The sequence below is a fragment of the Xenorhabdus doucetiae genome (genome assembly GCF_000968195.1).
GTDB lineage: Bacteria > Pseudomonadota > Gammaproteobacteria > Enterobacterales > Enterobacteriaceae > Xenorhabdus > Xenorhabdus doucetiae.
Genome location: NZ_FO704550.1, coordinates 1,788,518 through 1,813,990, shown reverse-complemented (window position 1 = coordinate 1,813,990; position 25,473 = coordinate 1,788,518). Strand labels below are relative to the sequence as shown.

Genomic DNA, 25,473 nt, shown 5'->3' with positions numbered 1-25,473 from the left:
CCAATAGCAATAAATACTTTAACGAAAGCTAACGAAGCTCATAAATATATTAATTAAACATGATTTTTATTTTTTGATTGTTAACAATGACTAATTAAACATCCCTAACACCTTATCAAATTGTTCCAGTTGATTATTATAAAATAAATTATTCTCTTCTATCTTCCCATGAGATTCTATGAAATTGGCTTGTTGCTCTATTGTTGTATATTGGAATAAGTCAACAACCTCAATTTCTTTATTAAAGAACTCATTTAATTTAATACTAAGTTGTAATAATGTGTATGAAGAACCACCCAAATCAAAGAAATTATCATATACACTGATATTTTCTTTATTTATTTTTAAAACATCAGCCCATAAAGATAATATATTTACTTCAACCTCACTGCTACAAGGTTTCAATTCACTACTTCTTACCATACTTCTGGGATCAGGTAATTTTGTCACATCGATTTTACCGCTATTGTTTTGTGGAAATTCTTCAACCTTAATGAAATAGTGGGGGATCATGTAACTTGGCAAGTGTTTAACCAATGCACTTTTCAAAATTTCCTGATCAAATTCAATATGAGTATAGATATAAGCGACCAAAATTTTATTGTCTAAATCTTGAGAGTTAACCATGACAAAAACATCACATACGGCCTCTGAACTCAGTTCAGATTCATTCATTTGCTCATACACTGATTTTTGCGTAATGACTTCTATCTCGCCTAATTCAATACGATAACCATTAATTTTAACCTGACTATCGGACCGGCCAAGATAGATTAAACCATTTTCGCCAGAGTATTGGGAGAGATCACCTGTCCTATAATATCTTTTACCATCAATGATAATAAATTTTTCGGCCGTTAACGATGGATTATTGATATAACCTTTTGCAAGACCATTTCCAGCAATGGCAATCTCACCGACGGCACCTTGAGGTAACTGTCTTAAAAAGTCGTCAATCAATATAATCTCTTCTCCCGGCATAGGAAAACCTATCGGGATCGTGGCTGTTTGAATATCACTATTCTCGTTAAATTCAAAAGAAGAAGACTGAACACAACATTCTGTAGGGCCATAAGCATTAGAGGCATTAGGAACCGACGCCCAGCATTTAGCAAAGTTATGCCAGTTGTGTTTTTCCAACAATTCGCCACCAATCATCAGATGATTCACGGTAAAATGAATGGAATTTTCAGCAAATTGTGTGTGGATCATACGCAAATGTGTCGGAGTACAATCGGCAATATGGATAGTACTCTTACGCCAAAACTCAACGACACTTTTTCCATCTATCCTAACTGATTCCGGTACTATATGGAGGGTATGACCGAGTAACAATGCAGGATATAACTGTTGTACTGAGGCATCGAAGCTCAATGCAGACATCATGGCGACATTAAGAGGAGCCTGATCTTGATAATGCTGATAAACCCGATCATGTAGCCCTAAAACCAGATTGATTACAGCAGAGTGGGAAACTTCTACACCTTTCGGTGCTCCTGTTGAACCTGAAGTGAAAATAATATAAGCCGAATCTTCAGACGTTATATGAAATTTCTCGTCGGCATCAATATCAGTATTAATCTCAAGTGGTGCATAAACAATATTTTGGCAATTTTCAAGCTCACAAGCCGTTTCATCGGAAACAATTAAATACTTAATGGCAGAAGTGTCTTTGACATATTTCTTCCGTTCTATCGGCCAATTGATATCAAACGGGCAATATTTAGCGCCTATTTTCAGAACCGCCAACATAGCGACAATCGCTGTACATGAACGGTTCATATGAATACCGACAGCATCATATTGTTTAATACCCTGACTTAACAACTTAGATGCAAAAAATGAACTTAATTTATCTAACTCAATGTAATTAAGAGAAGAATTTTCATCCGTTACTGCGATACGCAAAGGATGTATTTTTGCTTTTTCCGCAAATAAAGAGTGAATAGTAAAATGACGTTCAATCTTAGATGACAATGGATCGGTATATTGACCCGAACTCTCAGATAATTTAAGGGTACTGAGCGTTTCTTCAGAACGAACCTGCTGTACTAATAACTCTACCATTTTAATCAGTTCATTATAATAATTCACAGAATAAGGAGAATGAATTTCACAACTGATTATTTCGCTATCATGCTCAAAAAGTAATTGAGAAACAGATAAATCATAAATTTCTTTATTCACTGCCTGACAGTTTTTCAATAAAATACAAGATGTAAAAAACTTAGGTTGATCACAAACATCCTGAAAGGAATCCAATTTATACTGCAATAAATCATGTGTACTTTTAGATACTGTTTTTATAAGCCCGACCAAAGTTTGATCAGGTTCATACTTTGCAGGAACACACAGTATTTTTGGGAACTCATCATTATCTATGTAATTTGTGGTTAAAATTAAAGAGTTCTTACTTCTCTGCATAATTGACTCGGCAAATCCGAACAACGATAAAAGCAAAAGACTTAATCGTTTATCTGAACTATTCGCCATAAACAAGAGATTATTTGATACTTCACGTGAAAATGATATATTTTGTATATTCACACCATCATTATTGGATATCAACGATTTTTCAAACCCTGATGGTTCATATTCATTAATCACTTTCTTCCAGAAATAGACTTTATCAATATTTGTATTTAATTCATCTTTTATATTCATCATATAAACACCCTATCGTTTAATTTTAGTCACTCTATCAATGAGACTGACTAAAATTAATTATCGTCATAAATCTCATGGGCATTTTCAATTCCCATGAAAACCTTAGATATAGATAAATATTTTTCAGAGAAAACAAGGGTGTTTCTCATGTCCTGTAACATACAGTAATAATCACTTAAATTTTCCGTTTCTATAATAACAAAATCTTGAAACTCGGCCGTAAACCCTTCTGTATCGATGGTTCTTAAGCTAATGGAAGAGTGGTACTTTTCCAATATTTCAGGCAACGATGTATTTTGCAATTTCTTCCGTTCATTTCGCGTCAAAGCATTCCATTTATCATGAAAAACCAGTGTCCAAATAATGACATATTTCATTTTATTTCCTATATAATTTCATTTATTTCAGATTCAATTTTCTTGATGACATCATTTTTGTATTTCTGCAAATAAAAATGCCCACCCTGAAATCCATAAATTGTGCATTGACCTAAAATATATCTCGACCATTCTTTTATCATTTCATAGGTAACTTCTGGATCATCTTTAGCATAAAAAAGACTCACCGCTGTTTTATTATCGATTTGTGATTCGCTCATTACACAATTATCAATAACTTTAAAATCCTTTCTAATTATCGTAAGCATTATCTGTAACGCATGTTTATCTTCAATTAGTTCACTGGTATCACCCAGTGTTTTAAGATAATCTAAAAACGGTTTATCTTCCATCATATAACGTTTGACTGATTCTTTTTTCTTTATATGCGCTGGTTTAAAGGAAGATAACCCAATCCACAATGGATGAACACCATGTGTTTGTAATTTCAATGTCAACTCATAAGCAATTAATGCCCCCATACTGTGACCAAAAAATGCGAAGGGTTTATCGGTTTTAATCGCAGGCAATAATTTATCTATAATTTCCTCTATAGATTCCAGACACGTTTTACCAAAACTTAATCCCCTGCCAGGAAGCTCTATTGCAATGAACTCTATCCAGTCTGGCAATTCGCGTTGCCATGCCCGATAAAACATATGAGATCCACCTGCGTGATGAAAAAGATATAATCTCAATCTCGCATTGACAGGCTTATTTAAATTAATCTTATCTAACATATTAACAATCCGTACTATTCGAATATTTCAACTTGATTGCAGTGGCTATTACCCAAGATTAATAATCATCTATATCCTTTGTTTTTCGAGTTGCCGCTGCGTTAGCGGCAACTCGAAATCCATCGGGTATATAATTATGGGGTTTTATTTTTACTGCTAACCTACATAGTGAAATTAATTTTCATGAAGAAACAACGACAATTAGAAATTAAAGTCAAATAAATCATCTTCTGCTATTTCACTATGACTTCCTTCATTATCCATACTCAATATTTGTTTAATTGCTGTATCAGGACGGGCAACAATACTATTTAACAATGTTAAATATCTCTGTTTAAAATAATTTATTGTTTCCTCTTTAAATAAATTCTTTTTGTACTCAATATTGAACTCATAACCTTCATGATTTTCCTTAACAAAGAATGTGATATCAAAACGGGTATTTTTCTGATTAATATCATAACGAGAGAATTTAACTTCAGGCAATATAAAATCAGCCATACCAATATTCATATAGGAAAATACTGTATCGAAGATCGGCGTTCTATTTAACCGTGGTTTGATATTCAGCTCTTTTACCATATCCTCAAACTGAAAATTAGCATTTTCAAATGATGTTATTGTTGTTTCAGCAACATTTTTAACAAAATGATTAAATGATAATTCACTTTCACATTTAAAGGTGATCGGCAGCAAATTAACAAACATACCAATAATATCTTGCAGTTCACTTTGTGGCCGACCCAATATTGGGGTACCGACTGCAAATTCATCTTGCCCAGAGATATCTTTCAACAAAAGAGCGTAAGATGAAATGAACAGCATGAATTTTGTAATATTCTCTTGTTCTGCCAAAGCATCAAGTTGATCACTCAATTCTTTGTCAATAACAAAGCTTATCCAGCCACCTGTGTTACCTACTTCATTTGTCCGGACATAATCTGTTGGTAATTTAAATTCAGGCAAATCTTTTAAATTTGATAACCAAAACTCTTTCTGCTTCAATATACGGTTATCATTTAACATTTTTTGTTGCCAGACTGTATAGTCTTTATATTGTATTTCTAAAGGCTTGAGTTCTTCATCTTGATAAAGACTTAAAAAATCCCTGACAAAGATATCTTGAGAAAGCCCATCTGAAATAATATGATGTAAATCCAAGAAAAATATATATTGTTCTTCTCTTATCTCAAGCAGGGTAACTCTAATCAGTGGCGGCTTGTTTAAATTAAACGGTCTAATCAAACTATTAACTTTAACTTTTATTTCATCATCACTCATATCGGATGAATCGAATTTTAAATAATCGATGTTTAACTCAATATCATTGTTACATTTTTGTCTCGGCTCTCCATCACATAAAATGAATGACATTCTCAGTGAATCGTGTCGTTTAAATAATAATTGAAGTGTTTTGTTAAATTTCTCTTTATCTAAATTTCCGATAATATTAAACACTGCTGTTTCGTTATAAGCGACAGAGTTTTTATCAAATATCTGTTGTAAATAAAGTCTCCGCTGGCCGGAAGATAATGGATAATTATCTTGAACCTCTGCCGGCAATATCATCTGATACTCTGATTCCGACTGAGAGCCACATAATATGACAATATCTTCGATCGTCGGATTTTTAAAGAAATACGTTAATGATACATCTATTTTACAGTTTTTATGAATTCGTGATAATAATGTTATTGCTTTAAGTGAATTACCGCCCAGTTCAAAGAAATCATCTTTTAAACCAATAGGTTTAATTCTTAAGAAATCTTGCCAGATTGAGATTAATTTCTCTTCAATTTCACTATTTGGTAAAATATACTCAACGTCTAAATCAGGCCTGACTGAATAATCCTCATACTGAGTCTCTGCTTCATTATCATGGATAGAAGGTGCTGACCATTGAGCAATACGTGCATTGATATCCGCAGTCGAAATGACAACAGCCTGTCTTTCCTGATATTTGAGTACATCTTCCAATAAAAAAGTGCCTTCATTTCTCGTCACAAGCAAGTGTGATAAGCTGCTTCCCACTTTTTCGTTAATTTTATCTTTTTCAGCTAATTCCCAGCCATCCCAGTTAATTAATGTCCAGGTTTTCGGATTCTTCCGGTTATGTTGCGATACAAACGCATCTAAATAGGCACTGGCTGCTGCATAGGCATAAAATCCCACACCACCGAGAATCGGAGCTAAAGAAGAAATAACTAAACAAAAATCATAATCAACGGGTTCCAAAACCTGTTCTAATACCATTATCCCTTTTTGCTTGGGCACAAGGTGGCTATCAATATATTCCATTTCTGTTTCACTGATCGATCTAAACGAAGCGTCATCGGTTAATCCCGCCAAATAGAATACACCATCAATGCGACCATATTTAGCAACCATATCATTGATAAGTTTCTCCATTGCGACACGATCGCTTGCATTAACCTGAATAAATTCTAAGTTAGCGGAGGCTTCTGCTACTGATTGCCATTTCTGATCACCTGCATATTCATGTTTAGATCGTGAAGAAATAACCAAGTGAGCATGATATTCTGTTGCAAGATATTGAGAGAATGTGTGGCCGATAAACCCTCGCCCACCAATGAGTAAATACACACCCTCTTTTTTTAAACAAGAAATGTTATCTTTCACAAAAGGACTATAGGATAAAAATGCTTCAGTCCATCTTCGATTGTTTCTATAGATAACTGTTTTATTTCCACCTGCTTCTATTTCGCGTATTAATATCTCAGCAGAGCAATCATCAGGATTACCAACGTCTATCGCGCGGCAATTCACTTCGTGAAACTCTTGTCGAATGACCGTGCTGATAGCCAACATCGCGGCGGCACGTGGATCAATATCAGGCTCATTGCAAACTTCACGTGCGTTCTGAACAAGTAAGGTAATATCCGTGAGTTTATTGACATTGCAAAATGCACGGTGTGATTTAATTAAATAGAGAGCCGAGGCCAATTGTTCATTAACTGCCAGGTTTCCCCCTGTGCAATCAATGATAATCTCTTCAATAGGAACTTCATTCTTATTAAGAAACCTGAATAAATTTTCATAATCTTCCACGTGAAGAGCACGAAGGGTACTGGGTATTCCAATCTCAAATTCGCATTTTGAACCAATGTTAACCTGAATAATTTTATGATAATGATTATTTAATTCCTGTTTATAGAGAGTGCTTTGCTCAGAACACTCTCCCAACCGGAATAAAAGTGCTGTCTTAGCATGCTTATTTTGCTTCGAATGTTTCAGAATATCTTGCTGCCAAACAGATTGATAAAACCAATCCGACATATTCTCATTTTTGAGAATAGGAGTCTGACTCGTTTCGATACTTTCATTACCAGAAAACAGATGTAAGAAATTGGCATTTTCAGGCCAGTAAATACTTCTGTCAAACGCGTAACCTGGCAGTGAAATACGTTTACAATCTGACGATGGACGTACTTTGTCCCAGTGGATTTTAATGCCTTGTTGCCATATTTTACCTAAACCAGACCAGAACAAATAAGGCTGGGTTGCGGCTTTATTATCTTCCGGCAGCAATTGAATAATGGCTTGAGCATCTTCCGGTAAGGTATATCGTCGAACTAAATTAACAAGGTCTCTTCCCACGCCGACTTCAAGCAATACATAATGTTTACTACTATTGAGTATATTTTCGATTCCCTGAACAAAACACACTGTCCTTTCTGCTTGTTCAGCCCAATATTGAATTGATTTTACCTCTGTCTCAGACAAAATTTTACCGGTCACAGACGACATAATGGCTGTTTTCGGGGAACTTAACGTAAAACCAGAAAGCATTTGCAACAATTCTTTATTTATTTCAGCCATTACAGGGGAATGGGCAGCATGTTTAGATTTTATGGGTGTCGTCAAAATACGTTTTTTCTTTAATATCTGAGAAAATTCTTCAATGGATTTTTCATCAGATGAAACGACACAAGAATCTTTATTATCTATCGCAATAACAATGTGCTCAGGGCAAAGCGGCAATACTTCTGATGCAGGTAACGGGATACTCAGCATTGCACCAGCAGGCAGACTTTGCATAAGCTGTCCGCGTCTTACGACAAATTTTAACGCATCTTCTAGAGTGAAAACTTCAGCAATTGTTGCCGCAACCAATTCCCCAAAGCTATAACCAATAAGAACAGAAGGTTTTATTCCATTATCAATCAAGCAATGAGAAAGCGCATATTCGATAATAAAAATGGCGGGCTGCGCATATTGTGTCTGACTAAGATAATCACTGTTGCCATTCTCAAACCACTTATCCCGGAGAGATTCACCAAGATACTCTGAAGCTAAAAGTAAACATGAATCCACCATAGAGCGGAATAATGAATGGTTTTCATAAAGTGATAATGCCATATTTGTATATTGTGCTCCCTGACCCGGGAACATAAATACGATACTCTGCTCTGCATCTTTTGCTTTTGCCGGATTGGTTGTTGCCCTTTCCAGCGCCGAACAGAGTTCTTGGTATGTTGAACCCATAAATGCTTTACGGTAGCGGAGATGTTTTCTTCCTTCCTGCAAAACATAGGCAACATCATTTAAACGGTACGATTTCGAATCTTTAAGTACGTTAAGCAAATTCTGTTGATTATTTTGCAAAGCTTCAGGTGTTTCGGCTGAGATTAAGAATACATTGGGAGATTCATCATCCGGGATATTTTCTTGCCTGTCTGTTTCAGCCAGCACAATATGTGCATTCGTTCCACCAATACCAAACGAACTGACCCCGGCCATTCTCTTTTTACCTTCAGGAACTGTCCATTCCATCGGACAATCCACCACTTTAAACGGTGTTTCATCTAAATATAATTTATCATTCGGCTTTTTATAATGCAGAGTAGGCGCTAATTGTTTATTCTTCAATGACATAACAGTTTTAATAACGCCGGCAATCCCCGCGGCTTCGTCTAAATGACCGATATTGCTTTTTACCGCACCTAACCAACAAGTATGCTGAGAATGTTGGAATACACGAGCCAACGCGGTGACTTCAATCGGATCACCTATTTCAGTCGCTGTCCCATGACATTCTATGTAACTGATATCTTCCGGTTCAACGCCAGCCAACATCTGTGCATTGGAAATAACCTCGATTTGCCCCTCAATGCTTGGTGCCGTGAAGCCGACTTTACGTTGCCCGTCATTATTGACTGATATGCCTTTTATAATCGCATGGATGTGATCATTATCCTCTAAAGCGCAATCAAGTAGTTTTAGCAGCAAAATCCCGACTCCGTTGCCGCCCACGGTCCCCCCTGAATCTGCGTCAAATGGCCGGCAGTGACCATCCGCTGAACGAATCATTCCCTTCTGGTATGTATAACCAGATTCCTGAGGCAGTGAAATGGAAACGCCTCCCGCCAAAGCGAGATCGCAATCGCCACTTAATATTGACTGGCAGGCAGTATGGATGGCAACCAGAGAGGTTGAACATGCCGTGTGGACGGACATGACAGGCCCATTCAGGCCCAATCTATAGGCTATCCGGGTAATAACAGATTCCGGAAGACTCCAGTTGACAACATCAAATATTTCAGCCGGAGTCAGCTTCTGTTTTAACTGATTAGAAATCCACGGTAAATTGAACGATGTACCGGCGAACAAACCGACCCTGTCCCGCATTTCACCGGGGACATAAGCCGCATCTTCTAAGGCATGCCAACAGCACTCATGCAATAATCGACATTGGGGGTCCATTTTATCAACTTCATCTTTGAGATAACCAAAGACGTTATTATCAAAAGACTTGTAATCTTTGAGTATGGCTTTAGCGGGTACAAAGTTAGGATCATTGATCTCTTCCTCTTTGTAACCACTCTTAATTAATTCTTCATGCGTAAATTTTCTTATACTTTCTTTTCCTGAAATCAGGTTTTGCCAAAACATTTGTGGTGTTGTCGCATCAGGAAAATTACAAGCCATTCCAACTATGGCTATATCAAATGAATTCGTCATATATTAATAACCTAATTTATATCGATAAGTTAAATAACCAAAGTCTAATTTAATATTTTATCGGAGATAAAGACATTCTTGGAACAGTTTGTCAAAATACATATATCGTATTAAAAACGTTTCCACAGAGAATGACACTAGTTTTTGGCATAAGATATATGTTTAAAAAATATAACAAGCAGATTAATCAGACTCATGACTAACGTTGATATTAACAACGTTAACATCAATATGAAACTCATTGGCATCCAGATAATCAATGAATTCCAAGACATATTCAATAAAATGGAAGGAAAGAAAAAGCATAAAAACATTAAGGATAAACAGAAAAAGACCAAAATGATCACAGTGAATTTCTTTATCGCAGAAAGAGGCTGCCTGTTTTTATTCACAACATTCCGATAGATTCTAAATGCAACCCATATTGAAAACAGGGAAAGGAAGGCACTGGCTATTAAAAATAGTCTGTCAAAGGTATCAAACAACTCAATATCATTGGCAGATTTTAATTTTATTGTGCCATTACCTGATGAAAGTTGTTGCAGAATTTGTTCGCCAATAGTAAACGGCACATTACTATTAACATTCGCCATTACCACAACAGCGACATGAGATTGAGTATTAAAACCGACAAAACTGGAGAAATTCGGATTCATTCCGGTATGATAGATCTTATCATTATTTATCGACCATCCTAGTGCATAATGCACATTTTCTCCCTCATTGGTCGATAATTTAGTGTTAGGCTCGAGCATCCGTTTCTTATATTGACTTAACAGCGAATCATTATCTTCAATAAGAAAGCGTAGCCATTTTTCCATATCTATCGCATTTGTCTGAATATATCCGGCGGGAGTATTAGAAATGAAAAAAGGGGCATCATAGGGTCTGGGTGCAAGATAACTTATCTGATATCCTGTTGCTTTATTGCTGACCACAGAATCAATGGAAGTGTCACTCATTTTCAGCGGTGTTAACACGTAATCCTGCAATAGCTCAGAATAAGGTTGTTGTGTAATAACTTCCATCATCCTGGCTGCAATATCATAATTAATGGTTGCATAGGAATAACGTGTATCAGGGCTATCCTCAAGATTTATCCGCCCAATATTCTTTATCATCTGCGCTAATGAATCACCACTATAACCACCATAAATAAAATCAACACTTGAAAACGGAACACCTGATGAATGATGTAACAGTTGGATAAAACTCACTTCTACAGGTTTATCTTCATAATAGAATGAGAGTTCTGGCAAGATAGAAGAAACGGTTGTATCTGGTTTTATTTTTCCCTCTTCAAGGAGTTTTGCTGCTATTAACCCAGTAAATGCCTTACTTGTCGAACCTAATTCAAATATTGTTTCCGGTTTAACGTTTTCTCCGGGGTTTTCATTTTGTTTTCCTAAAGTTATCAAATGGATTTGATTTTGTTTATCAATAAACATCAATGATAACCCAGGTATTTTACCGACATCCATATATTCAAGCAGTTGTTCCTTTAGTTCCGCAGGGTCAGTTGATTCATTTTGAGCAAAAGACATTGACATAAATAAGAGACTAAAAAAAGCAAGAAGCAATCTGATTTTCATCCAATAACACTCCTAATATTCAATGATGAAATTTATTGCGCATTCATTCACAGTCACATAGTTATTGGCTATATGACTGGAATGAATTTATTGAGCGAAAATAAAACCTGAAAGTTAAAATTTCAGGAAGATTATTCTATTCGGAAATAACATTAATCACAGAATCCAATTCAGACTTAAGTTGGATTAGGCAATCGACTCTATTCCCATCATTATCATGATCTTTACACGATACTATCAGATCTTCCATCTTTTCTTGGATGAAAGAGAATGAACTTTCAAGTTGAATAGCACTTGCTGACTTAGCAATAATCAGGAATCTCTTTAATGAAGAGATTTGATCACGCCAACGTACAAATATTTCTTCCAAATCAGTCATTGAACTATTCGTTAATAACGCCGGAATTTCAATGAGTTTTTCGATTGCTGCCAATCCTATATAACAAGAAAATTCATTTTCATGATATTTTATCTCTTCTTCTTTTCTAAAATCATTAATCAGGTTCTTTAAAATAATTTTTTGTTGTTCTTCGCTATCAGGAAAATCACCATCACAATTTACGGTAATCACCAAATAGGGGCGGGATTTCTTAAAGACTTCATGTGACTGCATGAAATCTAACCCCCTGAATCCAATCACCGTTTTTTCAAATTCCTGTTCAGTAATTTCTCCAAAATATTGGAAGCTGCCGTCGTAGACTTGATAACCCAAATCTGTCTTTCCAACCAATACAAACGCGTGTGGAATGACCTCATCATCCAAAACGATATCCTGGAATAACGGCCTTTCTATGTATTCTGCTTCTGATAAACCGTATGAAGGTGAGAAAGGTAAATAGTAATCACTTCCTGTTACAATGACGACATGCCCAAGAGATAATTCTTTTTCACAGTAATTGCGATAGGATTCATAATCATCAAAGAATTTCTTGGCATAAGAGAAGGAGTAATTCTCGTCTAATGCAGGCCAGCCAAGAATACTGCCAAAGTTAACCTCCTGATGAGATAATTTAGTTTCATTTTCACGCTGTTGTAATACGATGCCGAGTAATGGGCTACCGTCTGAAACCAGCATAAGCGCATCACTACAGTCTAATTGGTGTTCATGTTTCAATTTTTCTCTGACGGCCGAATACAAGCAGCTAGCATACTCTGGATATAATTCGGGCGAAAATTTTTCATTGAATGTCCAACGCTTAGCCTTAGATTCAGTGTTATTCTCATGACCCAATAATTGATTTATTTCAAGCAGTGTTTTACCCGACAACAACATATTGATGTTAATCGGTAAGTTTATCTCCTTCGCTTTTGCAATCACCTGTACTGCTGAAAGAGAACTGCCGCCCAGAGAAATAAAATCATCACTGTTTTCGACTTTATCAATACCCAAAATGAGCTTCCAAATAGCGCCTAATTGATCAATAGCACTATCCTGTTCTCTTACCTGATTGATCAGGCTGGTATTTATTTTTTCCTCTTTTTCAGTTTCTTCGACGACGCTCGGTGAGTTACCAGAAAATAAGGCCTGTAATCTTTTAATATCAGTCGGATACTCTTTTCCGCGTATTGGTGTCGGTGGCAGATGAATTAATTCAGGTTTCTGCTCATTTATCTCCTGCTGCCAATTAACACGAATACCATATAAAGAGATCATGGCTAATTTTTCTATCAGCTCATTATGGAGACTCATCCCTTTGGTTTTATGGCCCTGCCACGAGAGACAAGCGTGGTTGGTATTATAGTCTGAATGATTTTGAACTAACGTCGAAAGCCCACGACCTGGCCCCACTTCTATAAACAAACAATGTTCATTTTCTAAGGCTGTCGCAATAGATTGTCTGAAGCGGACAGGCTGACGAATATGATTAACCCAATAATCACTTTCTGTCACATGTTTGTTATCAACCCATTCGCCTGTCATATTCGATATAAAATCGATTTGAGGTTTATTGAGTGTGATGTTTTTAAGAGCCTGACCATATTCTTCCAGAATAGGGTCCATATAACGCGTATGGAAAGCTCTTTTGATTTCCAGACGTTTTGTTTTTATCGATTCTGTGTGGCAGATTTCTTCAAATTGAGTCATTTCCTCATCTGCTCCGGCAACAACACAAAGTTCACTGCTGTTATCTAAAGCAATATCAAGATGTTCCGGTAATATTTCCTTCACTTTATCTGAAGAAGCCATGACAGAGAGCATAGCCGCAGCTTCTGTCGATTGCATATATCTGCCCCGAATGCAGATAATTTTAATCGCATCTTCATATGAGAATACACCAGCAAGTGTCGCTGCTACATATTCTCCCAGACTATGACCTATCATTGCATGAGGGATAATGTCATAAGATTTCAGAACCTGTGCCAAAGCATACTCAATAATAAACAACAATGGCTGAACAAATTCAGTCTCATAAATAAGATGTTCTTGAGAACCATTAATCAGCAACGCCTTCAAATCCGTTGTGCAATACTCTTTCGCAATCACAAACCCTTTATCACACCACTGTCTGAATAATGCGTTATGCTTGTAAAGGTCTTGTCCCATAGCGATATATTGGGAACCTTGACCAGGAAACAAAAACACCACTTTCCGCTTAATGCCATGTAATAGATTAATATTGTCTTTTTCTGTTGAAGAGAGCGCATTAATCAATTCATCACGATTATTCACTACAGCAATAAATTGTGATGCCATTGTCTCTCTTTGCATCAGACTGTAAGTGAAATCACTGATACTCAGCTTTTGGTTATCACTCTGAATAACCTGCATTAGCTGTTTTTTATAAGACTGCAATGATTTTTCATCCGGTGCCGATAGGATCAATGGCAATCGATTATTTGTATTTTGTCCGGATAATTTATTTTGGTCCGCCCGATACTCTTCCAGCACAAGATGTACATTTGTGCCGCCAAGACCAAAGGAACTGACACCGGCCCTAATCGGATGCTTACTGTTATACAGCTCCGTATATTGGTTATTCACCATAAATGGACTATTGGCAATATCCATTTCTTTATTAGGACGGGCAAAATGTATCGTTGGCGGCAATACCTTATTCTTGATGGATAATGCCGCTTTTATTAGCCCGGTGACACCAGAAGCGAAATTGAGATGACCAATATTCGACTTCACACTGCCGATTTTGCAATAATTCTTTTTATCCGTTGAAAAAGCTTGTTTCAGGGCATTAAATTCAATCGGATCACCCAAATTCGTTCCCGTGCCATGTGTTTCTACAAAATTAATGGATTCTGATGAAACATTTGCATCCCGTAATGCTGCCTGAATAACGTCAACCTGACCTTTTGTACTGGGGGCGGTGTAACCTACTTTCATACCACCATCATTGTTAATGGCGCTGCCGATGATGGTCGCATAAATATTATCTTTATCTGCTATCGCTTGTTTCAGTGGTTTCAGAACGACCACACCGACGCCATCACTAAATACCGTTCCGTTAGCCTGAATATCAAACGGCCGGCATTTTCCATCTTTAGAATAAATCATGCCTTCTTCAAATAAATATCCGGCTTTAATTGGCAAAGTAATTGAAACACCACCAGCCATTGCAACATCACACTCACCCGTACGCAATGATTTAATCGCTTCGTTTACAGCAACAAGCGATGAAGAACAGGCTGTTGAGATAACCATACTTGGCCCGGATAAATTTAATTTATATGACACACTGGTCGACATATAGTCTTTATCTGCCACGACCATGGCACTATATTGACCGGCACTGCCTTCTGCCGTTGCCATTGCTTGTGCCAGCCACGGCAAATTTCCTGACGCCGCAGTATATAAACCAATTTTCAGCTTGTTGTTTTTGGGTGAAATCCCCGCATCCTGCAATGCCTGCCAACTGCAAATGTGCATCGCCCGAACCTGTGGGTCCATTTGACGTGCTTCATAAGGCGTATAACCAAAGAATTCAGCATCAAATTCACCTGAATGCGGCATAATACCTTTGGCACGAACATAATTCGGATCATCTAATAAGTCTGAACCAATACCTGATTCAATTAATTCTTCCTTGCTCATTATGCTAATCGATTCTTTGCCATAGCATAAGTTATCCCAAAACTCATAAATATCTTCAGCGCCCGGGAATTTTCCTGCCATACCGACAATCGCAATATGTTTATCAAAAACAGTATCCGGTTTAACAACGTATTCTGCTACATAGTCACTTTCATCACTATTATCAGGCTGTTCATGCTGGGTATCATTTGCGCTGACCACCCCATATTGTCTTGTTATATAATCAGCCAATAACTCTGAGGTGGGATAACTGAACATATCCACGACTGAAATATCAATATCTAACGCATCAGTTAATCTTTTATTAACTTGAACCAAATCCAACGAATTCGCACCTAATTCGAAGAAGTTATCTTCACTGTTAATCTGTGTGATTTTTAAGAAATTTTTCCAAACCGAAAGGATAGTTTCTACAATCTGATCTTTAGAAATCGTTTTCCTTTGAGATTTACTGATTTTATTAATATCAAAGGTTTTTAAATGAGAACCGACCCATTGTTCAAAACGTTGATTCAAATCACCGGTGGAAACAATAATTTGCCCTCGCAATGGTGATTGTAAAACACGTTCCAGAATTTGAATGCCCTCATCCGGTTCAATTAAAAGCTGGCTCAATGAGGAACCCAAAGCATCACCAGAATCATTGCGTTCAAAAACCCATCCATCCCAGTTAATGCTAATCCAGGGCTTACCTTTCTGGTTTTGTTGTCTTGCAAACTCATCAGCAAATGCACTGACGGAGCTATAGGCAGAAAAACTTAAGCCCCCCAGCATTGAAGCGATTGAAGAACAAAGCAGACAAAAATCCAGTGGCTGATATTCTGTCAATTCTGCCAGAATTTTATAAGCTTCAACTTTCGTTTCTATTTGTGGCGAACAAGCATCCAGCGTTATCCTGTTAATTCCCTGAAACGAATCGCCTTCCGTCACACCCGCGGCACAGATGATGCCATTCAATACACCATGTTGCTCGTCTATCGTCTGCAATAAATGCTGCATGGCAGATTTATCAGCTACATTAGCCGGATAATAAACCACATTACCTTTGCCAAGATCTGCAAGTTTATTCAGTTGCTGCAATAGGTTGGTGGTCGAAAAATCTGATTGAGTTGCCTGTTGCCACTCATGCCTGTCAGGTAATTCCCTGCGGCCAGAAAGGATCACGGTTGCCTGATATTCTTTCAAAAGATATTCTGCAAACAGCAAACCTAAATCACCCAGTCCGCCGGTAATCAGGTAGGTACCCTGCTGTTTCAGGAGCGAATTCTTTTTCTGTGGCTCCACGTTGAGCCGTTCATAGACTTGTTCAGAACAACGTCCATCTGTCCGGCAAACGATAAAACGCCCGTCTGTTGCTAACAGTTCTTCAGTTAATATCTCACAGGTGTTTTCAATCGATTCTGTTGTATTGATTTGAACTAATCTGGGATGGCATTTGCTGACTTCTTGAGTAATGACTTTGACCAAGCCCTTGAGCATACCGGATTCAGGCTGCTCTGTATTCACCAGCAATAAACGGAAATCCCCCATATTTCCTACCGTTGCCCATGCCTGAAGCAATGTAATGGCGGAAAACCACGTGTTTTTCAAATCACGATGACCGGATAAAGGCCAGGCAAATATGACCGAATCAGGTTGTAACTGATTTTCTTTTAATTCATGGAAGAGCTTTTCAAAATGGCGGACTTCACCTGCGGCCAATGTAATAACATTGTTCACAGAAGTGTAATCATCACCTGATAACATAAACCTTATTGATTTTTCATCAACATTCAAATGACGGCTAAGCGGTTCGCACCATTCCATACTTGGCACAAAGCATAAGGCCGTTTTAACTTCAGATTGGTTCGATTTATCGGGTAAGAGCGCATCCTGCCATATTTCACCATACAGCCAGTCTGAAATATTATTTTTTTGTATACGAGTTTCAGATATTTTCTCCGCATGATTTGAACTGACCTGTGAATTTCCGGGCCCCATTTCTTCTGAGGTAAACTGATAACCGGGCAGACTGACTCTTCTTGGATTGACATCCTGATAAATGACTGACCAATTAATGGCATAGCCCTTCATCCAAAGCTGACCAAACAATTTTAATAAATATGCCCTGTCATTTTCCTCTTCTAATGGATGTCGCATCACATTAATAACAGAGATATCGGTATTTATTCCAACAACTTGCTTAACAAAAGTAGACAATGTTCTGCCGGGCCCGACTTCGATAAAGGCATTCAGATCAGGCTGCTCCAGACAAGTCATAATACCTTGGTGGAATTCGACGGTTCCACACAAATGGGCGACCCAATAATCAATAGAATTTGCTTGTTTTGCCGTGATCCATTGACCGGTGACATTGGATATATAGGCTTTATTGGGCTTTTTCCATTTAATCTGCCTCAACGCCTCTTTAAACTTCTCTACCGCAGGTTTCATCATTGAAGTGTGAAACGCATGAGAGGTTTCCAATAATCGGGTACGGTAATTTTTATCCGCCAACGCAAGCTGTACTTTTTCAACTTCAGCTTGCGGTCCCGCAATAACGCAAGCAGTTGATGAATTCACCGTTGCTAAAGTCACTTCATCTGTTAAATAAGGTTCAATCTCTTCTCTGCCAGCAGAAACACTCAGCATCGCTCCCGGCTCACATTCCTGCATGATAAGGCCTCTGACAGCGACAAGATCCAATGCCTCATCCAACGTCATAACGCCTGCCATTGCGGCAGCAACATATTCACCGATGCTATGGCCAATCATTGCCTTGGCTTCTACACCTAACGCTTCCAGACTCTTGGCCAGAGAATAAGAGATGGCAAAAATAATGGGTTGGGTAAATTGCGTATTACGGAGTTTTTCTACACTGTCTTGATTCTTTTCATCATAGAGTAATGCAAGTAAATTAATGCCGAATCTCTCGAAGAGATATTCATGACACTCATCAAGAAGCTTTCTGAAAATCCCCAATTCATTGTATAAGTCCCTTGCCATATTGATATATTGTGCACCCTGACCTGGGAACATAAATACAATACCCGGTGTTTGGTCAAAGGAAATTTCGGCGATTTTGTTTGTCTCTTTGACATTCAATAAAGCGTTTTTAAGTTCTTCTACATTATCTACAACAAATGATGTGCGATATTCATGTTCCCCTCGCCCGATTTGGAGGGTGTAAGCAATATCAGAAAGCGAGTTCGTGTGCGTGTCTTCATTTAAAAAATGGCCTAATGTTTCTGCCGTTTTAATCAAGCCTTCTCTGCTTTTGCTTGAGAGTGTAATAAGTTCTGGACTATCCCGCTCACTACTGATTTGATCTAAGATAGACTGGATCGTTATATGAACATTTGTTCCCCCAATACCAAATGAACTCAATCCTGCGGTTCTGATATCGTTATTATTTCCCCAATCAGTTGCGGTATTAATTAAACGGAATCGTGTCCCTTCCAACAACACATGATCATCTTTTTCAGTATGGCAAGTTGGCGGGATCTTCTTATGTTTCACTGTCAATAATGTCTTAATGAACCCTGCAACGCCTGCGGCACTATCGGTGTGACCGAGGTTTGATTTAACACTACCAATGTAACAAATACTGGGATCTTCGCCTGTTACGCTTAAAGCGCTTTTGACACCCTCCAGTTCAATATCATCTCCCACCAATGTCGCTGTACCATGCGCTTCCAAATATCCGACATCGTTGGCAGAGATTCCGGCCATTGCCAGAGACTGTTTAATACAGGCAGCTTGCCCATTGGCACTCGGCGCGGTAAAACCTGCTTTTTCATAACCATCATTGTTGACACCATAACCAGCAATCACACCATAGATGTGATCATTATTTTCAATCGCATCTTCCAATCTTTTTAAGGCAACCATGCCAATGCCATCACTGAAAACCGTCCCGCTGGCATTCTCTGAAAATGGTTTACAATGACCATCTGCACTATTTACCATTCCATTGACATACATGTAGCCACTTTTCACCGGAACGGTGACGGAAACACCCCCCGCCAATGCTAAATCACATTGATTAACCCGCAAGCTTTGACACGCAAGTGTGATGGCCAGTGCAGAGCTGGAACAGGCACTCTGGACGGTCACGGCTGGCCCGGTAAGATTTAATTTATAAGCGATTCGGGTTGTGAGGAATTCACGGTCATTTAAAAGCCCGATGCTGAACTGTTCTGTTGTATCTTTGACTTCCTCTTTTACCCGATCTAACCATTCATAATTAGAGCCAGAAGAAGCAAACAAACCCGTTACAGGGCGATATTTGGGATTACCATATCCTGCATCATCCAATACTTCCCATGTTATTTCATGAAGTAAACGGAATTGCGGGTCCATATATTGTGCTTCACGCATTGTGTAACCAAAGGCGGTTTTATCAAAATTCAATGCGTTTTCAACAATCCCTTTTGCCCTGACATAATGTTTATTTTTGAAAATATGTTCTGGAATTCCGGCATCAATCAATTCATCATCGGTAAAGAAAGAGATGCCTTCTTTGCCGGACAATATATTTTTCCAATATTCCTGTACATTATGACTTCCGGGGAAACGGCCACTTATGCCAACAACCGCAACTGCATTTTCAGGATAGTCATGAAGAGCTGTTTTTATACGAACCGGTGTTTTTTTACTTGCCCCCGTTTTCAATTTACGTGTCGTTTTTCGCGGTGTCTCATTGATGACATCATACACTTTTTCAGAAAGTTTCTGACAGGTTGTATAACGATACAAATCATTAATTGATAATTTAATGGCATAATTCGAATTTATTTTTTCGTGTAACTGAACAATATCTAAAGAGCTGGCACCGACATCAAAGAAATTATCGTCTTTAGATATTTTTTTATTCGTGAAATACGCTTTTAAAATACTCAATATTTCTTTTAATATAGAATTGATATCTATTTTTTCCGCGAAATCAACGTCCACTTCTTGCTCTTCATTGAAGACAGGAGACGTATCCTTTTTTATTGAAGGCTTAAACTCAATTCGATTGGGCAGTTCTTTATAATTTAGATGTTCTGCCAAAATTGGTTCCGTTTTCCCCGAAAATTCCTGAAGAACGAGATGCGCATTCGTTCCGCCGACACCAAAAGCACTGACGCCTGCATTGATTGGCGCATTGTTTTTTGTGACCCAGAGTTTTGTTTGCGTATTAACATGAAAAGGTGTTTTTTCCAGTTCCAATTTTTTATTGGCTTTTTCAAAATTAATGGATGGCACTAATGTTTTGAAATAAATACATAATGACAGTTTTATCAGTGATATTACCCCTGCGGCAGTATCACAGTGCCCCACATTTGATTTAACCGAGCCAATGGCACAAGATTGCTGTCCATGAAAAACAGCATCCAACGCTGCAATTTCAATCGGATCACCCAGTACCGTTCCTGTCCCGTGCGTTTCTATATAACTAATACTGGCAGGATCAATTTCCGAGACATCCAATGCCGCCCGAATAACCTTTTCTTGCCCTAATGCACTGGGCGCTGTAAAACTTATTTTGTCATTACCGTCATTATTAATGGCACTGCCTTTAATAACGGCATAAATTCTATCGTTATCTTCAATCGCATCCGTCAATCTTTTCAGGGTAACAACGCCAACCCCATTACTGAATACAGTCCCACCCGCATGTTCATCAAATGCCCGTGTCTTGCCGTCGATACTGTTTATCATTCCTTCCTGATAAATATACCCGGCTTGATGTGGATGCGTTACACTGACGCCGCCAGCCAAAGCAATATCGCATTCTCCTGCTTGCAGGGCCTGACAGGCTGTATGTACAGCCACCAATGAGGTTGAACAGGCTGTTTGTATCGTAACGGACGGGCCGCGTAAATTCAGTAAATAGGAAATACGCGAACAAAATGCAGAATCATTTAATGTTGCAACATGGAACTGCTCTGCTGAGGAGTTAAATTCAGTATTTAATGTTTTAAACCACGACCATTGATTACCTGCCCCTGCATAAACACCAATTTCTCCCGGGTAATCTTTGACATCAATACCGGCATGGTTAAGTGCCTGCCAGCAGGTTTCAATCATCAAACGGGTTTGAGGGTCCATTTTTTCTGCATCCGGATGATTAATTGCAAAATAATCAGCCGCAAAATGGTAGGGTTTGTTGATGATACCTTTGGCAGGAACATAATTTTCGTTTAAATACTCATCAGACGATATACCATTATTCTCTAATATCTCCTGAGCGAATCTGCTAATACCTTCTTTTCCATCACAGAGCATTTCCCAAAAATCATGCACATTGTCTGCGCCAGGGAATTGACCAGCCATTCCAACTATAGCAACTTCAAGACCAGTGACATTATTTACCATAATTAACCTTTAATATAATTATTTGACAATGAAAAGATCATTTTCAATTTAAATAATTAATAACCCTCATGAAATAGAGAATTATATATTGACTCAAAACATAAAATTCATCATGAATTTCAGTATTCAGATTTTTCCAAATTGACTTATATCTCTAATCATTTAATTTTTGGGAATCTCTGATAGATGTGTATTCGTATCGGTATTATTCAATAACCGAGCCTTTCCGATAAAATCCACGCAAAGCATGTTGTGATATGAGCATTTGTTGGATTTGATTCGTTCCTTCTATAATCTCCAAAACTTTGGCTTCACGATATAACCTTTCTACCGGATATTTATTGGATAATCCATTTCCGCCAAGGACCTGAACGGCATTATTGGCGACCAGCATAGCGACAGCAGAACTATTATATTTGGCGATATTTGTTTCCATAATGGCATTGTGATCGCCTTGATTTCTCAAATGCCCTATCTTTTCACAGGCCGCTTTGGCGGCATAAAATGCCGTCGCAGAATCAGCAATGATCCCTTGAATCAATTGATGCTGGGCAATTTTCTGACCGAACTGTTTTCTTTTCCGGGCGTAAGTCACCATTTCTTCCATTGCCGCATGCGCAATCGCAACACCCGCCCAGGCAATACTGTAACGACCAAAATAAAGCGCGGTATTCGCGACAAAGCTGAACCCTTCTCCCTCACGCCCGACTAAACTCTCTTTAGGTATTTCGACATTATCAAAATTCAGTTCTGATAAATAAGCGCCACGACTTGCCATTAAACCGGACATTGGCTTTCTCGTTAATCCTTCAATACCGAACTCGACGATAAACGCACTGACTTTTTCTTCAGATTTGGCAAAAACAAGGAATAGATCAGCAATGCCTGAATAAGTAATCCATTTTTTATTGCCACTGATCCTGAAACCATTTTCTGTCACTTCATACCGTGTTTTAATGGCATTGGCATCAGAGCCGGCTTCAGGTTCAGATAAGGCGAAACACGCTATTTTTTCACCCCTTGCCATTGCAGGCAGGTATTTTTCCTTTTGCATCTGACTGCCCAGCTTTACAAGCGTTTCACCGACTAAACTGGTATGCACCGTCAACAACGCACGTGTCGAATTACATCCTTTACCTATTTCTTCAGTCAAATAACCATAAGAAAGGGGATCTATGCCCTGCCCGCCATATTCTTTCGGCAAAATGGCCCCTAATAAACCCAGTGTTGCCATCTCAGTAATAATTTCATCAGGCACTTTACCTTGATTATCAATCAAACCTGCGGAGGGTCTTAATATGTTATCTGAAAAATTTTTTGCAACATCCACCAAAGGATGAATTTCATATAGCTCCATGTAAATCTTATCCTCTGATTTTATTAATAAGGTCCAGCATTGCATTTATTGAAACAAAGTTCTCACGCTCTATATACTCATCAGGGATGGTGATAGCACATTTCTCTTCAATAAAACAAAGTAAACGCATAGCAAAAAGTGAATTCACTAAGCCACTTGTAAATATATTCGTGTCATCCAGCAATTCAACATTATCATCAAATACAGAGATATTATTTTCAATAAATTCACGTAGTTCTTTGGCGATAGTGTCCAGATCTTTCATTAGCATATCCTAATTATTTATAATCACATCAACATAGTAAGGGAAATCAGGTACATTCTCTAATTCATGCTCAAAAATGATTGTTTCATCTGCAAGTTTTTCTATTTCTTTAAAGCCTGCAAATTGATAAGTGACAAACATCTGTCGATTACGAGGTGTACGTTTAAATTCAGCATATAATTTATGCGATTTTGCTTTCGCCTGCTGCATAATATAATTCAATGCAATACTTCCAACTCCGCGGGAAAGTGTTCTACAGGACATTAACAATAATTTAATATAATCAACCTCGCCTTTATATTGAACTAAGGCCAATCCTATTTTTCCATAAGAGCCATATTTATCTACCAACTCAAAAACAAATACACCATACTCATCTGAGTTGATTAATTCATTTAATCGTTCTCTGCTATAAGTAATACCAGTTGAATTAAGTTGATTTGTTCTTTGCGTCAGCTCTTCTGCGCGCAGGAGATCTTCTGATTTGGCTTTGGAAATATAAAACTTCATATCAAGTTGACTAAGAAATTCTTCTGAAGTGCCGATAAATTCCTCTTCTTCTTCTTTCCGTAAGATATCTTCCTGATATCTCTGCCTTCTTAATTTTGCGTCATCAGATATTTCCATATTAGCAATTCGAGGCAAGTGCAGTATTGATTGATATTTCCAAGCATCAATACAAGTCACTTCCGGGAATTTAGCATTAACTTCATCCCGTTCTAAAGGCTGGTCATCAACAAAAATAAAAGTATCTGCCGCAATATTTAGACTTTTCTGAATATTTGCAATAGAGGAAGACTTGGCTCCCCAATGAATTTGAGGATAAATAAAATAATGCTTTAAATTGAATTTTTCCAGCATATCCAAAGCATCGGAGGCTTCATTCCGGCTTGCAATGGATTGTAAAACGCCCAATTTATCCAATTGGTCAATGATTTTTTCTATTCCTGGCTTTAATTTAATATCATCGCCTTCAGAAAGCACCCCATCCCACAATGTATTGTCCAAATCCCAAATGATACATTTTACCGGTATTTCGTTATTTACCTGATTATTGGTTAAATCATCCATCATCAATATTCCGAATTTGTATAATTGAAAAATCCTTTACCACTTTTTCTGCCCAGATTCCCCGCTTCCACCATTTTCTTTAACAGAGGACAACAGCGGTATTTCGGATCTTGATAACTTTCATAGAGAACGTGTAAAGAATTAACAACGGTATCCAAACCAATCAAATCTGCGGTTTCCAGTGGCCCCATAGCATGGCCGTAACCTTCTTTGAAAATACGATCTATATCCTGCGGACTTGCCACATTATCTTGTACAAGAAATGCCGCTTCGTTCATGAATAAATGAGAAAGCCGATTTGAAACAAATCCAGGAAAGTCTTCTACAACAACCGGGTTTTTTCCAATTCCCTGTAAGAATTTTTTTGCATCAATTAATGTCTGTTCGGAAGTATGGAAGCCTTGGATGACTTCAACACATTTTTTAATCGGCACCGGGTTCATAAAGTGTAATCCCAATACATTTTGGGGGAACGGTAAAACGGAAGCAATTTTTGTGATAGATATACAACTTGTATTTGCAGCAACATAAGTTTCAGGTTTAATGTACGGTATTATCGCTTCATAAACTTTCTGTTTAATAGACCAATCTTCAGTCACGTTCTCAATAATCCAATCACTGCCTTCAACCTCTTTATAAGACGAATCAAATTGAATTCTATTTTTCAATTCGGCCAAATTCAGAGTATTAAATTCAGGTTTAAGCATTCTATATGAACGGAATTCACGTGACATTCTTGAATCAAGATTAGCCAAAACATCTGAAGATATATCTATAAGTAATATATTATGACCATATACGGCACATGTTATCGCCGTGTCTAACCCCATCACACCAGCACCAATAATTGATATTTTCAACGACAGCCTCCATTTTTAATGATTGAAAATTAAGTCGTAGAAAAAACAAATGACACTCAACTTCATGAGTGTTATTTAAGTACGCTACCGCCCTTAAGTAACGGCCTTAAAACCATTCAAAAAATCTCAATTTTCTCTACAAAAACTTGGATGATTCAAACAGCTTATATACTTT

10 protein-coding genes are annotated in these 25,473 nt (G+C 37.8%); all 10 read right to left on the bottom strand.

Features of this window, described 5'->3' with window-relative positions; genetic code table 11:
* Positions 1 to 90: 90 nt before the first annotated feature.
* The 10 genes from XDD1_RS08305 to XDD1_RS08260 all read right to left on the bottom strand — a co-directional run bounded on the left by XDD1_RS08305 (position 91) and on the right by XDD1_RS08260 (position 25,298).
* Positions 91 to 2,667 carry a non-ribosomal peptide synthetase gene (locus XDD1_RS08305; protein ID WP_231854480.1) on the bottom strand — a complete coding sequence of 859 codons (2,577 nt, stop codon included), beginning with the start codon at positions 2,665 to 2,667 and terminating at the stop codon, positions 91 to 93.
* A gap of 53 nt (positions 2,668 to 2,720) precedes the next feature.
* Positions 2,721 to 3,044, bottom strand: coding sequence for a darcynin family protein (locus tag XDD1_RS08300; RefSeq protein WP_045970286.1), 324 nt, complete (start codon positions 3,042 to 3,044; stop codon positions 2,721 to 2,723).
* Positions 3,045 to 3,052: 8 nt separating this feature from the next.
* Complete coding sequence (locus XDD1_RS08295; RefSeq protein ID WP_045970285.1) at positions 3,053 to 3,784, bottom strand: thioesterase II family protein; 732 nt, start codon at positions 3,782 to 3,784, stop codon at positions 3,053 to 3,055.
* Between the two features lie 201 nt (positions 3,785 to 3,985).
* Positions 3,986 to 9,766 carry a type I polyketide synthase gene (locus XDD1_RS08290; protein ID WP_045970284.1) on the bottom strand — a complete coding sequence of 1,927 codons (5,781 nt, stop codon included), beginning with the start codon at positions 9,764 to 9,766 and terminating at the stop codon, positions 3,986 to 3,988.
* A 137-nt stretch (positions 9,767 to 9,903) separates the two neighbouring features.
* A complete protein-coding gene (locus tag XDD1_RS08285) occupies positions 9,904 to 11,358 on the bottom strand; it encodes a serine hydrolase domain-containing protein (protein WP_045970283.1) in 1,455 nt (484 codons plus the stop codon).
* Between the two features lie 136 nt (positions 11,359 to 11,494).
* Positions 11,495 to 21,703, bottom strand: coding sequence for a type I polyketide synthase (locus XDD1_RS08280; RefSeq protein ID WP_231854479.1), 10,209 nt, complete (start codon positions 21,701 to 21,703; stop codon positions 11,495 to 11,497).
* 247 nt (positions 21,704 to 21,950) lie between these two features.
* The gene (locus XDD1_RS08275) at positions 21,951 to 23,102 is read right to left on the bottom strand and encodes an acyl-CoA dehydrogenase family protein (protein WP_045970280.1); all 1,152 of its coding nucleotides are present in this window, start codon (positions 23,100 to 23,102) and stop codon (positions 21,951 to 21,953) included.
* A gap of 7 nt (positions 23,103 to 23,109) precedes the next feature.
* Entirely contained in the window at positions 23,110 to 23,367 is a 258-nt protein-coding gene (locus tag XDD1_RS08270; protein WP_045970278.1) for an acyl carrier protein, read from the bottom strand.
* A gap of 9 nt (positions 23,368 to 23,376) precedes the next feature.
* Entirely contained in the window at positions 23,377 to 24,441 is a 1,065-nt protein-coding gene (locus tag XDD1_RS08265) for an HAD-IIIC family phosphatase (RefSeq protein ID WP_084720982.1), read from the bottom strand.
* Positions 24,441 to 25,298: a 3-hydroxyacyl-CoA dehydrogenase family protein gene (locus XDD1_RS08260; RefSeq protein ID WP_045970276.1), complete on the bottom strand. Its 858-nt coding sequence runs from the start codon at positions 25,296 to 25,298 to the stop codon at positions 24,441 to 24,443. Before XDD1_RS08260 ends, XDD1_RS08265 begins: the two co-directional genes overlap by 1 nt.
* Between the last annotated feature and the right edge of the window lie 175 nt (positions 25,299 to 25,473).

What these genes read in the sequence shown, in the direction of transcription:
- XDD1_RS08265 (WP_084720982.1), bottom strand. Translation starts at nt 24,441, where the DNA reads ATGATGGATGATTTAACCAATAATCAGGTAAATAACGAAATACCGGTA.
- XDD1_RS08280 (WP_231854479.1), bottom strand. Translation starts at nt 21,703, where the DNA reads ATGGCTGGTCAATTCCCTGGCGCAGACAATGTGCATGATTTTTGGGAA.
- XDD1_RS08305 (WP_231854480.1), bottom strand. Translation starts at nt 2,667, where the DNA reads ATGATGAATATAAAAGATGAATTAAATACAAATATTGATAAAGTCTAT.
- XDD1_RS08270 (WP_045970278.1), bottom strand. Translation starts at nt 23,367, where the DNA reads ATGAAAGATCTGGACACTATCGCCAAAGAACTACGTGAATTTATTGAA.
- XDD1_RS08290 (WP_045970284.1), bottom strand. Translation starts at nt 9,766, where the DNA reads ATGACGAATTCATTTGATATAGCCATAGTTGGAATGGCTTGTAATTTT.
- XDD1_RS08300 (WP_045970286.1), bottom strand. Translation starts at nt 3,044, where the DNA reads ATGAAATATGTCATTATTTGGACACTGGTTTTTCATGATAAATGGAAT.
- XDD1_RS08275 (WP_045970280.1), bottom strand. Translation starts at nt 23,102, where the DNA reads ATGGAGCTATATGAAATTCATCCTTTGGTGGATGTTGCAAAAAATTTT.
- XDD1_RS08295 (WP_045970285.1), bottom strand. Translation starts at nt 3,784, where the DNA reads ATGTTAGATAAGATTAATTTAAATAAGCCTGTCAATGCGAGATTGAGA.
- XDD1_RS08285 (WP_045970283.1), bottom strand. Translation starts at nt 11,358, where the DNA reads ATGAAAATCAGATTGCTTCTTGCTTTTTTTAGTCTCTTATTTATGTCA.